At 64.0% G+C, this 12,693-nt stretch carries 14 protein-coding genes and 1 tRNA gene; 7 read left to right on the top strand and 8 right to left on the bottom strand.

All coding sequences use genetic code 11. The features are described from left to right. The first annotated feature begins 34 nt into the window (after positions 1-34). The 7 genes from ACE3UA_RS15375 (at position 35) to ACE3UA_RS15405 (ending at position 4,445) form a co-directional block, all read left to right on the top strand. Positions 35-352 (top strand): DUF3775 domain-containing protein, encoded by a 318-nt coding sequence (locus ACE3UA_RS15375; RefSeq protein WP_374646641.1) that lies wholly within the window; start codon positions 35-37, stop codon positions 350-352. Positions 353-430: 78 nt separating this feature from the next. Further along, the gene (gene trxC / locus ACE3UA_RS15380; RefSeq protein ID WP_374646643.1) at positions 431-868 is read left to right on the top strand and encodes a thioredoxin TrxC; all 438 of its coding nucleotides are present in this window, start codon (positions 431-433) and stop codon (positions 866-868) included. Positions 869-929: 61 nt separating this feature from the next. Next, a tRNA-Ala gene (locus ACE3UA_RS15385) sits at positions 930-1,005 on the top strand. Positions 1,006-1,151: 146 nt separating this feature from the next. Continuing rightward, positions 1,152-1,667 carry a hypothetical protein gene (locus ACE3UA_RS15390; protein WP_374646645.1) on the top strand — a complete coding sequence of 172 codons (516 nt, stop codon included), beginning with the start codon at positions 1,152-1,154 and terminating at the stop codon, positions 1,665-1,667. 65 nt (positions 1,668-1,732) lie between these two features. Continuing rightward, positions 1,733-2,023 (top strand): hypothetical protein, encoded by a 291-nt coding sequence (locus tag ACE3UA_RS15395; RefSeq protein WP_374646647.1) that lies wholly within the window; start codon positions 1,733-1,735, stop codon positions 2,021-2,023. Positions 2,024-2,455: 432 nt separating this feature from the next. Beyond that, the gene (locus tag ACE3UA_RS15400) at positions 2,456-2,911 is read left to right on the top strand and encodes a hypothetical protein (protein ID WP_374646649.1); all 456 of its coding nucleotides are present in this window, start codon (positions 2,456-2,458) and stop codon (positions 2,909-2,911) included. 88 nt (positions 2,912-2,999) lie between these two features. Continuing rightward, a complete protein-coding gene (locus tag ACE3UA_RS15405; RefSeq protein ID WP_374646651.1) occupies positions 3,000-4,445 on the top strand; it encodes a S1C family serine protease in 1,446 nt (481 codons plus the stop codon). A gap of 398 nt (positions 4,446-4,843) precedes the next feature. On the opposite strand, the gene ACE3UA_RS15410 is transcribed toward ACE3UA_RS15405, so the two are convergent. From ACE3UA_RS15410 to ACE3UA_RS15445, 8 genes are all read right to left on the bottom strand, one after another. Then, the gene (locus ACE3UA_RS15410; protein ID WP_374646653.1) at positions 4,844-5,254 is read right to left on the bottom strand and encodes a hypothetical protein; all 411 of its coding nucleotides are present in this window, start codon (positions 5,252-5,254) and stop codon (positions 4,844-4,846) included. Positions 5,255-6,140: 886 nt separating this feature from the next. Further along, positions 6,141-8,618 (bottom strand): hypothetical protein, encoded by a 2,478-nt coding sequence (locus tag ACE3UA_RS15415; RefSeq protein ID WP_374646655.1) that lies wholly within the window; start codon positions 8,616-8,618, stop codon positions 6,141-6,143. Further along, positions 8,615-9,085 (bottom strand): hypothetical protein, encoded by a 471-nt coding sequence (locus tag ACE3UA_RS15420; RefSeq protein WP_374646657.1) that lies wholly within the window; start codon positions 9,083-9,085, stop codon positions 8,615-8,617. The genes ACE3UA_RS15415 and ACE3UA_RS15420 overlap by 4 nt, the downstream gene beginning before the upstream one ends. A gap of 25 nt (positions 9,086-9,110) precedes the next feature. Next, positions 9,111-9,911 (bottom strand): hypothetical protein, encoded by an 801-nt coding sequence (locus ACE3UA_RS15425; RefSeq protein WP_374646659.1) that lies wholly within the window; start codon positions 9,909-9,911, stop codon positions 9,111-9,113. Beyond that, positions 9,908-10,195: a hypothetical protein gene (locus ACE3UA_RS15430; protein WP_374646661.1), complete on the bottom strand. Its 288-nt coding sequence runs from the start codon at positions 10,193-10,195 to the stop codon at positions 9,908-9,910. Before ACE3UA_RS15430 ends, ACE3UA_RS15425 begins: the two co-directional genes overlap by 4 nt. 106 nt (positions 10,196-10,301) lie before the next feature. After that, positions 10,302-10,493: a helix-turn-helix transcriptional regulator gene (locus ACE3UA_RS15435; RefSeq protein WP_374646663.1), complete on the bottom strand. Its 192-nt coding sequence runs from the start codon at positions 10,491-10,493 to the stop codon at positions 10,302-10,304. Positions 10,494-10,590: 97 nt separating this feature from the next. Further along, positions 10,591-11,226 (bottom strand): hypothetical protein, encoded by a 636-nt coding sequence (locus tag ACE3UA_RS15440; protein WP_374646665.1) that lies wholly within the window; start codon positions 11,224-11,226, stop codon positions 10,591-10,593. Then, the gene (locus ACE3UA_RS15445) at positions 11,223-12,431 is read right to left on the bottom strand and encodes a tyrosine-type recombinase/integrase (protein WP_374646667.1); all 1,209 of its coding nucleotides are present in this window, start codon (positions 12,429-12,431) and stop codon (positions 11,223-11,225) included. Before ACE3UA_RS15445 ends, ACE3UA_RS15440 begins: the two co-directional genes overlap by 4 nt. Positions 12,432-12,693 lie beyond the last annotated feature (262 nt).

Below are 12,693 nucleotides of genomic sequence, written 5' to 3' on the forward strand. Positions count from 1 at the left end.
GCGCGACGATACCCGGATGAAGAAGGAGTGACCCATGCTTGAGATCAGCCCGCAGAAAGTGGTCCATGTGATCTACCTTTCCCGCGAGGGTGCGGTGGGCGAGGCCGAGCTTCACGCCTTCATCGACAACCTCAACGACGAGGAAAAGGCGCATCTGACCGCCGTCGCCTGGATCGGCCGCGGCGCCTTCGAACCCGAGGATTTCGCCGAGGCCGCCGCCACCGCCGCCGCCGAGGCGACGACGCCGACCGCCGGTTATCTCATGGGCATGCCGCACCTGGCCGAGAACCTGGAATCGGGCCTTGAGGCGCTGGGGGTGGACGTGACCGGCGAGGAGGAGGATTTCCTCTGAGCGCCCGCGCCGGGGGGGCTTGCGTCCGGGGCTTCGGCTTCACATCTTTGAACCTTGATAGATGTGATGGGGGATCGAATGTCCGAATCGGCAAGGCTCACCTGCGCGACCTGCGGCCAGGGCAACCGCGTGCCGCTGGCGCGTCTGGCCGAGGGGCCGAAATGCGGCACCTGCGGCGCGGCTTTGGTGGATGGCGGGGTGGCCGAACTGGATGCGGCCACGCATGAAAAGGTCACGCGCAGCGACGGGCTGCCGGTGCTGGTGGACTATTGGGCGCCCTGGTGCGGCCCCTGCCGGATGATGGCCCCGGAATTCGCCAAGGCGGCGAGGACGCTCGCGCCCGGGGTGCGGCTGATGAAGCTGAACACCGAGGACCATCCCGAGGTCTCGGCCCGCGCCGGCATCCGCGGCATTCCGGCCCTGATCCTTTATCGGAATGGCCGCGAGGCTGGCCGGTTGGCCGGCGCCCGCCCCGCCGCCGAGATCGTGGCCTTTGCCCGCCAGCACGCAGGCTGAAACCCGTTCGGGCCCGCTTGACAATATCCCTGCGATGCGCGAGACACCGCGCCAGGTCATTGGGGCAGTAGCTCAGTTGGGAGAGCGTATCGTTCGCAATGATAAGGTCAGGGGTTCGATCCCCCTCTGCTCCACCAATGACCCTCAGCTAAGATGATGAAAAGACAGGAAAACCCGAACGGGATCAGGACCTGTCCCACCATCTAGCCCACCACCGAGACGCCGCTTCCCTCGCTCAGATCATCCATTCAACCGCCGAAAGGCCCCTGAAAGGATGAGACCCATGCAGACCATCGCCGAAGCCTTCGCCGCCTGGAACGTGATCGAGGCGCAGCTTTCCCAAGCGGACGACGCGACCTTCACCCGCCTGGCCCAGGAGCAGGCCCAGATCGAGGACGCCGCCGTCGCGCTGCCCGTGACCTGCGCAGTGGATGGCTGGCGCCTGCTCGCCATGACGACAGAGGAAGGCCGCGACGTCACCGCGACCGCCGATGCTCTGTTCCGCAGGGCGCGGGAGGAAGCCGAGGCCGCTGCACAGAGCCCGCTTGCCGCGATCTTCGACCAGTGGCTCCCTCTCGCCCAGAAGTCGGCCGATGGCCTGTCCACCGAGGCCGAGATCGACGCGGATCTGACGCTGGTGCGGATGGCGGCCGATCTGCCCGCCGTCGAGCCGCTGGATATCTGGCGCAAGGTGGCGATGGTGTTCGACGTGACCGAGCCCCGGCACGCTGGTGCGGCCGCTGCGCTGATGCAGGAGGCCCGGGCCGCCCTCGGCCTCACCGCGCCGACCCAGCACTGACAGACGGCCCAGCGCGGCCCTGCCTGATCGGGTGGGGCCGCTTTCGCATTCAGGAGGTGGCGCAGATGGACAAGACACAGAGCAAGCCCTGGCTGGTGCCGGAGTACCTGACCGAGACCGAGGTCGCGACGGTCCTTGGCCGCTCGCGCGACTGGTTCAGGCAGAACCGGCCGAAGCTGGAAAGGGAAGGCTTCCCCCGGATCGACGGCCTGATCGGCCTGACCTGCCGGCAGGACGTGCTGGCATGGATCAAGCGCCGCCGCCGGGTGGCGGACGTGACCGAAGCCGAGGCCCGCGAGAACGCCAAAGGCGATGCCTCAGGCAGCGTGGCCGGGGTCGATTGGAGCAAGCTCTGAGCCCAGCCCCGCCGGCGCCAAGTCTGGCGACGGGTTCCCGGTCCAGCCCCCCAGGGCCTCGCATAGGGGGTGGGGGTCGATCGGGAGGGGGTGGGGGGTAAAAACGGGCCGCGCGGTTTCACTACTCCACACACAGCCGCGCCAGTTCTGAAATTTTTTCCTATCCGACCCGCCGCGCCTTGTGCAGCATTGGGAGAAAGGGAGGCCGCCCCATGGTCGCGGATCCGCTTCGAGAGAAGGTCGAAATGTACCGCTGGGAGTTGGAGCGGGCTGACGGGCTGATTGCTGACCCTCTCCTTGCCAAGGAACAGCGGTCCAAAGTGGAGCGTGCACGGCGCGTTATTGCCTCCCTGCTAAAGGATGCGGAAGAAAGGCTTCAGGCGCGCGAGCGGAGGCATAGGGGAAACCGTTCGGAGGGGTGAACCTGTTGGCATGTCTGAAACCCTCCCCGCGTCCCTGCGCCCCGCCCGCCCGTCCCGCCTGTCGGCTTCGCTGAAGCGCGCCATTGAATTGCGCATCAAGAAGGGCTGCACCGTCACGGATGCCTGCGCCGCGGCCGGCATCAGCACCCAAGCCTATTACAAGGCCCAGCGCCGGGCAGAGGTGCGGTTGTACGCGGAGGATGTGCGCAAGCGCCTCCTGGACGAGGCCTCGGCCCGCCGGGATGCCCTGCGGCTGGAGGCGCTGGAGGTGGCGGCCGACATGCTGCGGACGGCATCGTCGGAAACCGTCAAGGTTCGGCTAATCGAACTGCTCCTGAACGAAGGGCGCCCCTCGGCCTCGGTGAACGTGAATGTGGACGCGCGCAGCCAAGTGGCGGGGCACGCAAATGCGGGGTACGTCTACCAGCGGCCCGCGCACTTGCAGGAAGCCGAAGAACGGCCCTGAAGCTTCCGTTATCTTTGTATCCAACCATCTTGCTTGACGAACCCGGCGCGGCCCTCTCCAATCAGAGGCAGTCGAGCCGGGGGTTATCGTGCTTCGCCTTTCAGTCGCCATAGCTTTCACATTTCTGGTTGCTGCTCCGACCGCGAGTGCGTTTGAGGTAGACCAGCTGCAGCTCGAATTCGACGCTCGTTTCCTGACTGCCGACGAGAAACGGTTTCTTCAGGCGGGCCTTGCCTTCGCAAATGCGTACAACGGACTTCTCGATGGCGCCTGGGGCTTGGGCAGCCAGCGTGCCCTGGAAAGGTTTGAAGTCCGGAACGGTCGTTCCGAGTTCGTGACGAATGCCGATGTGCTGTTCCTTGCGGTCGAGACCTACGAGATCCTCGAAAAGCACGGATGGGTGCGCCAGTACAATTCCGCCCTCGACATGTCGTTTCTGGTTCCAACGATCGGTTTTGTTGCTGGGAAACCGTCGGAGACCTTCGTCAACATGGAGTTGGCCGGAACCTCTCTGGGCTATTCCCTGACCATCGGTGCGGGCGCGCAAACGGAACGGCTGCACCAGTTCACGGCAGAGCAAGCCTTGGGCGAGGTCTACCAGGTCCGGCGGCCGGTGTTGTGGATCACCTCAGCCAGAACGGCGAACGGGGTGAGCCTTTACACTCGGTCGGACTATCGGCGCGGCGCCTGGTCGACGATCATGCTCTCGGCGCGTGACAGCGACGTCGGCGCTTTCGCCGCGGTGACGGGGAGCATTCAGCCGGGATATGCCCCTGCGATCGGCATTTCTCCGGGCGTGCTGGCAAGGGGGATCGAGACCATGGCGGCGGTGCTGGCTGACGAGTCTGCCGGGCAGGGGGACGCTGCACCCGCCGCAGCCGAGACCACCCCCGATGGCAACGAAGGCGCAGGACGCGAGGATCAGGCCCCAGGCTTCGGCACCGGGTTCCTGGTGTCCACAGATGGCGACTTCCTGACGAACAATCACGTCGTGAACGGGTGCGCGAGCGTGTCGATTGACAAGGTGAAAGCGACCGTCGTCGCAACGGATGAAGCCTTTGACCTGGCGCTCTTGCGCGTCACCCCGCCGCCCGCGGCAGAGCCCGCGCAGTTTGCAGAGAAGCCCGCCCGGCTTAACTCCGACGTCACTGTCATCGGGTATCCGCTCCCGGATCTTCTGGGTGGCTTGAACGTGACGCGCGGCTCTGTGACAAGTCTCAAAGGTATAGCCGGAGACGGAGTGCGGATGCAGATCTCCGCCCCGGTCCAGCCGGGAAACTCAGGTGGGCCGGTAGTGAACTCTGCGGGCCAGGTCGTGGGCGTGGTCGTTTCGAAGCTGGATGCCCAGATGGTGGCCGATGCCACTGGGGACATTCCCCAGAACATCAACTTCGCTATCCGGGCTGAGATTGCGAAGCTGTTCCTCTATCAGAACGGCATCGAACCGGTCGAAGTGGAAGATGCCGCACCGCTGGCCCCCGAGGATCTCGCAGAGGTCGCCAACGGGTTCACGCGGCTAATCACCTGCAACTGAACTGCTTCACGGTGTCCCGGGGATTGGGCCTTTTCTGATGGGGATCGAGAAGAACTCAATCCACTTGCCGGCCTCGTCCCTGTAAGATGCGACGAGGTTGGTATCTGCCTCGAACGTCATCGGAGGTAGCGGGACGGGAAGCCACGACGTGGTCTGCGGTGACAGAACATCTAGCGACCCGTCGATCATGGCTTCCTGGCCGTTTGAATGCTGCACTCTCAAGACCAACGACAGCGACCCTGCCGCCGAAAAAGTGCACTGCACGTAGAGCACAAAGGCGCCGGTCGCGGGGAACAGAGGGAACACTACGTCCTGAGGGTAGATACCGATCAGGAGGCCTTTCCCATTATCTTCCCTTCGGTACATGTCGCAGAGTAAGGCGGTGCGAGGCGTAATCGTCATGGAATGGAAACCTGGAACTGAACCTTTGGCGCGGAAGCACCTGACACTACCCCTTCGGCCTTCGGCTTGGGCGCGTTTGCGGCGCTTTGACCCAACAGAAGGTCAGGTATGACATCGTTCCTAACCGGTGCGGCACTGATATCGTGCTCGGTCACCTCCACGACGTTCCCGCTGATGCCGTACAGAAGATGCGCGGCGGTATCCAACGTCCAGTTGCCTGGGGCTGCCATCAAACGCGAAATCTGAGATGGCTGCTTTCGCAGGCGAAGGGCGAGTTCGCTCTGCGAAACTCTTTCACGCTCAAAGGCTTCCAAGACCAGGTTGTGTAGTTCGAGCCGCAAGCGCTGCGCGGCAAACGCGAGGTCGGCCTTTGATACAGGTTCCGATCCTACTGGCTTAGACTTCATGAACATTTTCGGTCACGTACTCTCTCAAGGTGTCTGAAACTACAGGGGAAAGCCCTGTTCCGAATGTCTTGGCCCAGGTCGCGCACGTCTCTCGCACGCATCCTCCAAAGCCACCCAAGGGCCCCATCTCTCCACGCCCGAAACAGCGAAGGCCGACGAAATGATCCGCTGACACAAATCCACCCATGAGACGCATCCCGGGTGACGGATCCATTACCCGAAAATCGATGATCCCCATCCGAACCGGTTTCGTCCTGGCAATGAGAGCAGCACGGCCTTTCGAGATCGGATCCATGCCGAAAGTCATGCGTTTCCCATGAATGAAGGCGTAGAGCACTGCCATTACGCCAGCGAACCTCTCCGCATCTTCGCCGTCGGCTTCGACCTCATGCTCGATCCGCCTGTACAGTGCATCTAGCAGATACACATATCTCACTGCGGAGTGACCACGCTGCGGCATGACATAGCGAAGCGTTCCCTGTGCTACCAACTCCCTGAGCCGATCCTCAGTTGACATATAAGTCAATTCCATGCCGATCAATAGAGAACATTTGTTAAACCTTCCCTAGTGCTCCGGGCGCAGAGGCAAGCGCCTGTGCTTGCCCAGCCTTGAGTCGCAAGGCTGCAACTTCGAAAACCAGAGCACAACAGATGAACTGTGAGCGTCAACCCTGCGCAGCGGGGGAGGGGGTGCCGGAAGGCCGGAAGGCCCTTCCCTGACCGCCATACGCGCCAGAAACGGGCATCAACGCAGCATCCCGGCCCCGAACATACGACAACGGGTCAACCGACCTCCAGCGCGCCTCTGATCAATGAAAAAAGGCCCGCACGAAAACGCACGGGCCGGAAAAGTGGGCGATGGGTGGTATTTCTCACGCGCGGCGGATCACTTGCCCAGCGCCTTGGAGAAATCCGGCATCCGGCTCGGCGAAGGCGTACCTGGAAGCCAGAAGATGTTTTCTGATCTCCGCTTGCGCGAGCGGGCGACCTCGCGGGCCAACTCTTCAACGCCCTGCCCGTCGATCGCCATTATCAAGCGGTCGATCAGCAGCCGATCCGCCGCGATCCCGACGAAAGGTAAGTCGCCCCCGGGCAGGTAGCGGTTCACATACCGGGTCGCCTCCCGCAGGAAGTTCATGTCCTGGCCGCTGGCTGCGTCGATCAGGTTGCCGAAGGTCAGGGAGGCCGTGTCCTGCGCCAGTCCGACCATAGGGCCGCCGACGAAGGACGCCAGCCCTTGGCCCGGTCTCTCGGTCGATGCCAGTGCATCACCCAAGAGGCCGAACGTGCCACTGCGCAAGGCCGCGGCGGCCCAGAAGTCGGCTTGCGTCATGTCGAGCGGGTCGTTGCCGCTGGCGAGTTCGACCAGTTGCAGGGAGACCGCGCCCAGAAGGACCGCGCCGCCGGCATAGTCCAGCGCGTAGCTGACGCTGCCTCGACCGTGCGGCGGGGCCATGATGCGGCGGATCTGGTTGACCGTCACCGTCATCGGGAACGACTTGAACATGAGCCCGGATTTCGCCAGTTCGTAGCCGATCGAGCCGGGCGGCGCGGTGCCCAAGATGTGCGCCTCTGCCCAGGATGAGCGGGTCGGCACGGCGAATTCGGTCTGTTCCTCGACGATCGCCTGAAGCCGGGCGAACAGATCATCGGCGGCGGCGCGGTCCATGTCGGTCGCCTCGCGCCAGTAGATCGGGCTTGCGAAGGTCGCGCCATTGGTCGAGCGGAACAGGGTCTCGGAACCTGTGAAAGCTTGCCATTCTGCATCACCAATCCCCTTCTCGACCAACAGGCCGCGCAGGGGCTCGGGAATGTCCGCGATGCGCTTCCCAGCGTTTTCGGCGAAGAGCCCGGCCATTTCCATCTGGAAGGCGATCCGGGCCTGGTCGGTCCAGTGGGAAAGCCCCTGGATGCGCAGGACGAGGGAGGACAGGCGCTCGGCGAAGATCGCGGGCGGAACCTCTGCCTGAAACCGCGCCAGCGCCGCGCCGGGGTCTGCCAGCGTGTCGGCGATCCACCCGGCCCGCGCCGCCTCTTCCCGGCTGAGGCTGTCGGCCAGCAACTTGACGTGGCGCGAGACGACGTTCGCCGGGTTCATGCCCACGGCCTTCGCAGCAACGCGCATGGAGTTCAGGTCGCTCACCGCCGAGAGGATAGCCCGGTCGAGGAAGGCCGCCGTCAGCACATGCCGCGTGGTCGAGAACAGCGAGGCCATCGCCTCCTGGAAGGGCCCGGCCGGAACCTGGCTCCCTGAGATGATGTTCAGCATCCGCTCCCCGTGGGCGGCAGAGCCTTCGATCTTGCGGGCAAGGTCCACGTCGCCCAACTCCCGGGCCTTCGCCTTGGCCATCTCTGCGCGCGCCCTGAAACCTGCCCGCGGGTCCGGGCCGAATTCCCGGGCAAGGGCGATGTCGCGCGCCATGCGCTGCGCGTGGCCGATGATCGACGCGAAGGGATCGCCCGAGCCGAATTTCCGGTTGTAGGCGCCCCAGTCGTCCGTGCTCTTGAACGGCAGGACGCGGGGCTGTGCCCGACGCCGCCAGAGCGCCATCCCCTCCCGCGCGATCTTCTCCCCGCTCTCGGTGGTGCGGCCGAAGGCGATGTTGTCGAACGCCTCGCGGAGGAACCTGTGGGCGACGGCGGGCGAAGGGGCCTCGCCTTCCTCGGCCAAGGGGCGGCCGGTATAGTCGTTCGGGATTTTGTGCCATGCCAGCCGCGGCCCGACCTCGGCCGCCCAGGCGTCGAACCCGGCCTTCCTGATTGCTGCCTGATTGTGGGCATGGGGAAGCCCCCAGTTCTCAAGCTTCCCGATCACGCCGCCGGCCGCGTTGAACTGAAGGCGCATGTCCTCGAAGGCATCCCGGACCGCATTCGCCATCGCGAGCGCCGCCGCGTCGCCCGACGCCTCGCCGTGAAGCTCCTTCACCACGTTCGCCAGGTTGGTCGGGTTTCGGGTGCGCCCAAGAAGGTCGCGGCTGTGCTTCTGGATCAGGCCGCCCAGCCGGTGCTGAAACCGCCGCATCAAGGCGCGCTGCGTGCCCACCACGGTCGCCTGGCGGTTCCGGCTGGCCTCGTTCCGCTCCAGGACGTCGGTCATCAGCGAGCCCAGTTGCTTGGAGGTCTCGACAAGCTCCTTCGACCGCATCGCCGCCGCGGCCTGGCCCAAGAGCACATGCCGCGTCTCTGCGGCCTTCCGTCCGATGATCAGTTGCGCCTCCTCAGCCGCCATGGCCTCGGCCTGCAGCCGGTTGAAGCCGGCGCCTTCGTATTGTCGCGACAACTTGGCCAGAAGGTCGAGCGCGGCCCGGCCCTTCTTCGCGTCGACCTTGCCCTCGGCGATCTTGGCTTTGAGACATTCCTTCATTGCAGCTTCCTCCGCTGTTCGGCCCGAAGTCTATCCCGTTCCGCCACCAGATCCCGATGCTCTGCCTCCCAATCGGCCAGGACCTCGGACGCGAGCTTGTCGAAGGCCGGCACGATGAAATCCCCGATGATGGGCAGGCAGTGGCGCAGATTGGCAATGCGGCCTTCAAGGTCGGCAAGGTCAGGGTCGGAGCTTGCCGCGACAGGCGGTGTGATGGGTGCCAGCAGACGGGCGCTCAGTTCACCCCCTGCGCCGGGGCTGACAAGCTCAAGCTCCAGTTCGGCCTCCATCAGTTCCGTTAGAAGCATTTCCAGCCAGAGAGCCAGGTCGATGCCCGGCAGGACCATGACCTGTCCTTCGCCGCCGTCGATGCGCTGGCGGCAGTCGGCGATCTTGGCCCTGAGGCTCTTGGCGCGTCGGGACCAATAGGCCGCGCGGTCTTCGCGTGTCATTTCAAGGTCGGTCATCTGTGAGCCTTTCGGTAATGGTCGGTCATCGTTGGGCCTTCGTGGGTTGTCCCCGGACAATGCCGCCCGGGTGATAGGGGACCCGGCCTTTCCACAGGTCGCGCCGCAGCCAGTCGGCAGGGTCGCTGGGTTCTACGCAGCCGCTGTTAACCAGCTTTGCGAATGTGGCTGCGGCATCGAGAAGCGCCTGGATCGTTGCTCCTCGTTTGAGCGCCAGAAGATACTCTGTATGGGTTCCTTCGTAGATCCCTGCTTTGCTTGGGAAGGCATCTAGGAACCGGTTGAAATCTCTGTCTTCAACTGCTGAGAAGACCTGCCTCGTCTTTCCAAGGTCTTTCTTTGGTTTTTCAGGAGGTCTTTCTGGGTGAACCTCATTCACGGGGTGGGGTGAACCAGGTTCACGGGTGGGATGAACGTCATTCACCTCAGGCGTGAACTCAGTTCGCTCCAGAACGTCGTCGTCGACCTCGATTTCGGGCAGCTTCCAAAGCGCGGCCAAGTCGATCCGGAACTTGTCTGCCGGGCCTTTCCGGGTCATCACCACGCCGTCCTTGTGAAGTATTGGCGGCCCCCCAAACGGGGTTGGAAGAAGCAAGGTGGTGATCGCCAGTTGTACCGCCCGCTTGGACAACCCGAGTTCATCGGCGATCCGTTGCTTTGTGGGGTAGATCTCGGTTCCGTCGGCCTCAGCACGAAGTGCCAAGTAGAACAGCACCTGCTTGCGGATATTCTCTGAAACCGTGATCGGCTTCTTGCGCTTCGAAGTGTGAAGCTGCGCTGCTCCAAACCTTCGCCGCAGGACTTTGTTCAAGGCCTTCAGGTTCATCGAGCTTGCTCAACCTTGCAGGCGAGCTTGAAACCGGCGCGCCCGTCCTCGTCCTCGGCCGGTAGATCATCAATCGACATTCCGAGGTCGCGCAGCTTGCCGATCAGCAGACAGAAGCGGCCCGAGGCCCCATCGGTCGGCCGCAAGCCTTCGTGACCGGCGGAGATAAGGGCTCGGAGGGCCCAGGTTGCGCCCTCGCTGGTGGCGACGGTGAAGGGCTCGCCCTGGGCCGGTGTGACGGTCCAAGAGCGCCGATCCCAAGACTTGTGCTTGTGCTGGGCCATGACTGGCCTCCTTGCATGGCGCAAGGGCAGTGGGTCGAATACGATGGCGCCATTCCAGCAGCGCAGACCGGCCCGGCTTCTGCCCCTCGCGGGGTGGGGGTCGGGCTCAGGCTGCGGTTTCGCCAGCGGTCATCGCTTCGATTTCTTCCCGGCGCCAACGGGTCGATCCCGCGATCTTGACCGGCTTGGGCAGAATTCCCTGGCGGAGCCAGCGCCAGACCGTCGAGACGTTGCAGTTGAAGTGCCCCGCAACTTCACGCGAGGTCATCAAGCCGGAGGGCATGGGGAACTTGGACATGGCGTTCGATCCTTTTTTGTGGAAACCGATGCCATACAGTCGCGCGGTTCTATCACTCGGGGTATGCACCCTTATCGAGAGGTTCGCCGATCCTGCGTCAAGGGTCCATGAGTGCCCGGAGGTATCTCGGGGAAGGGACATCATCCGAGAGTTCTTCAAGTAGCGGATGAACGTTCAGCCGCGCGGACAGGGCCGATGCAATCGCGGGGTCGGTGGGAAACGCCGTTGTTGCGTCGAGGGGATCCCCGCACTTCTCGCGAACGTTCCATAGGTTCCAGGAGAGGATTTCGTCTCGAACGGCCAAGGTGAGAGCCTGAACACCAGAGCGGCCAGATGCTGCACCCTTGCCCGGTCTGGGCCGGTCTGCGCGTAGTAGTTCAGCGGCCCAATAGGTCATTTCCAGCGTCTGGTCCGGTCCAATGTCCCGCCGAATTTCGCCTAGCAAGACGGCAGCGGTTTGATGCCGCGCCAAGTCGAAAAGCAGCGGATCGAGGAACGCAGCCTCCCGGGTTTCCGGCTGGTCCATCAGCCAAACGCTAGGCCAGTGGGTCGGGTCGGAAATCGGTCGCGGATTTACTCTCTGCCGAACGAGCCAAGCCAGCAGGGTAACAAGTTGGTCGAGCCATGCAGTGGTGGCTTCAAGCTCTGTCTCGTACTCATGGATGAAGTCTCGATGCCATTCGCGAAACTTCGCCAGTGCCTCTAATTCGGGCGGCTGCTCGTCCTCGGTCATGCCCGTACCAACTGGACCACTTCGCCCGAGGCTCCCCCGGTCGCGAACCTGGACCAAGCGTCCATGAGATCCCGGCGCCGGTCGAAGAGGTCACTTCGCGCGTAGGCCCTCACCACCGAGTTGCCGGTTGCATGGCTCAGGGCCGCCTCGGCAAGCTCAGGGTCGGCCTTGGCGCTTTCGCTGCACCAGTCGCGGAAAGCCGACCGGAAACCGTGGGTGGTGAAGCCGCTCGCGCCCATGCGGTTGAAGAGCAGTTTGAAGGCCATGTCGGACAGGGGGCGCACCCCCTCCTTGCCGCGGTTCGGTGACGGGAAGCACAGCACGGGATCGAGGCCCTTCATCGCGTCAAGGATTGCCAGCGCCTCCGCCGTCAACGGCACGCGGTGCGCCTTGCCGCGCTTCATGCGGCTTGCGGGGACGGTCCAGACCGCGCCTTCAAGATCGACCTCGCCCCACGTCGCGCCGCGGGCCTCGCCCGATCGCGCGGCGGTCAGGATCAGGAAGCGCAGGCAGGCCGACGACACGCTGTCCCGCTCGACCAGTTGGGGCCAGAAGGCCGGCACGTCGCGCCAGGGCATCGCCGCAAGGTGTGCTGTGTTCTTGTTCACCTGGGCCAGCCCGAGGCCGATCTGGTCGACTGGGTTCTCTCCTGCGAAGTGCCCTTCATCCTTGGCCCACTGAAAGACCGTATGGAGCCGTTGGCGAAGCCTTCGGGCCGTCTCTACACGGCTGGTCCAGATGGGCTCCAGCACACGCAGAACGTCGTCCCGGGTGATGCTCTGAATGGGTTTCTCTCCAAGCCTGGGGAAGGCGTGCAACTTCAGGCCCGAAATCCACGTCTCGGCGTGCTTCTGGTTTTTCCACTTGGGCAACAGCTTCGCGTGAACTGCCTCGGCCGCCTTCCCGAAGGTGATCAGGTTCCGCCGCGCCGCCTCCGCCGCAGCCTTCGCAGCCGCTTTCCGATCCGCGTCCGGGTCGCCCCCCGCCCGGGCCACCTTCCGAAGCTCTGCGGCCTTCTCTCTGGCTTCTGCCAGGCTGACAAGTTCGGCACTGCCGATGCCGAGTTCCCGGCGCTTGCCGTGGATCACCGTTCGCACGATCCAACTCTTGGCGCCAGTCGGGCCGACCCTGAGATAGAGCCCGCCGCCGTCGCCATACATTCCCGGCTCTTTCTTGGCCTCAACGCCCTTGGCTGTCAGCGGCATGTTCGGTTCCTCGCTCCGGCTGTCCCTCCATCCGTCCCGCCAAGCGGCGTGCGCTTTGGTGGGACAATGGTGGGACAGAGTGCAACTTGATGAAACTGATTGATACATCAGGCGAGGTGTGATAGCAACAAAAACAGGATGATATGAGACGGGAAGGCGACAGATTGGTTTAGGGGATTGGTAGACCTCTGCTCCACCAATGACCTCCTCCCGCGACATGCAGATCGGCGCCCCGGCCGGGGGTGACAGGGCCCGCGGCCTC

The sequence above is a fragment of the Tabrizicola sp. genome (genome assembly GCF_041919135.1).
In the GTDB taxonomy this organism is placed as follows: Bacteria; Pseudomonadota; Alphaproteobacteria; order Rhodobacterales; family Rhodobacteraceae; genus Tabrizicola.

Coding starts and splice junctions, on each gene's coding strand:
- ACE3UA_RS15440 (WP_374646665.1), bottom strand. CDS start 11,226: ATGACCGAGGACGAGCAGCCGCCCGAATTAGAGGCACTGGCGAAGTTT.
- trxC (WP_374646643.1), top strand. CDS start 431: ATGTCCGAATCGGCAAGGCTCACCTGCGCGACCTGCGGCCAGGGCAAC.
- ACE3UA_RS15375 (WP_374646641.1), top strand. CDS start 35: ATGCTTGAGATCAGCCCGCAGAAAGTGGTCCATGTGATCTACCTTTCC.
- ACE3UA_RS15445 (WP_374646667.1), bottom strand. CDS start 12,431: ATGCCGCTGACAGCCAAGGGCGTTGAGGCCAAGAAAGAGCCGGGAATG.
- ACE3UA_RS15390 (WP_374646645.1), top strand. CDS start 1,152: ATGCAGACCATCGCCGAAGCCTTCGCCGCCTGGAACGTGATCGAGGCG.
- ACE3UA_RS15395 (WP_374646647.1), top strand. CDS start 1,733: ATGGACAAGACACAGAGCAAGCCCTGGCTGGTGCCGGAGTACCTGACC.
- ACE3UA_RS15425 (WP_374646659.1), bottom strand. CDS start 9,911: ATGAACCTGAAGGCCTTGAACAAAGTCCTGCGGCGAAGGTTTGGAGCA.
- ACE3UA_RS15400 (WP_374646649.1), top strand. CDS start 2,456: ATGTCTGAAACCCTCCCCGCGTCCCTGCGCCCCGCCCGCCCGTCCCGC.
- ACE3UA_RS15415 (WP_374646655.1), bottom strand. CDS start 8,618: ATGAAGGAATGTCTCAAAGCCAAGATCGCCGAGGGCAAGGTCGACGCG.
- ACE3UA_RS15435 (WP_374646663.1), bottom strand. CDS start 10,493: ATGTCCAAGTTCCCCATGCCCTCCGGCTTGATGACCTCGCGTGAAGTT.
- ACE3UA_RS15410 (WP_374646653.1), bottom strand. CDS start 5,254: ATGAAGTCTAAGCCAGTAGGATCGGAACCTGTATCAAAGGCCGACCTC.
- ACE3UA_RS15420 (WP_374646657.1), bottom strand. CDS start 9,085: ATGACCGACCTTGAAATGACACGCGAAGACCGCGCGGCCTATTGGTCC.
- ACE3UA_RS15430 (WP_374646661.1), bottom strand. CDS start 10,195: ATGGCCCAGCACAAGCACAAGTCTTGGGATCGGCGCTCTTGGACCGTC.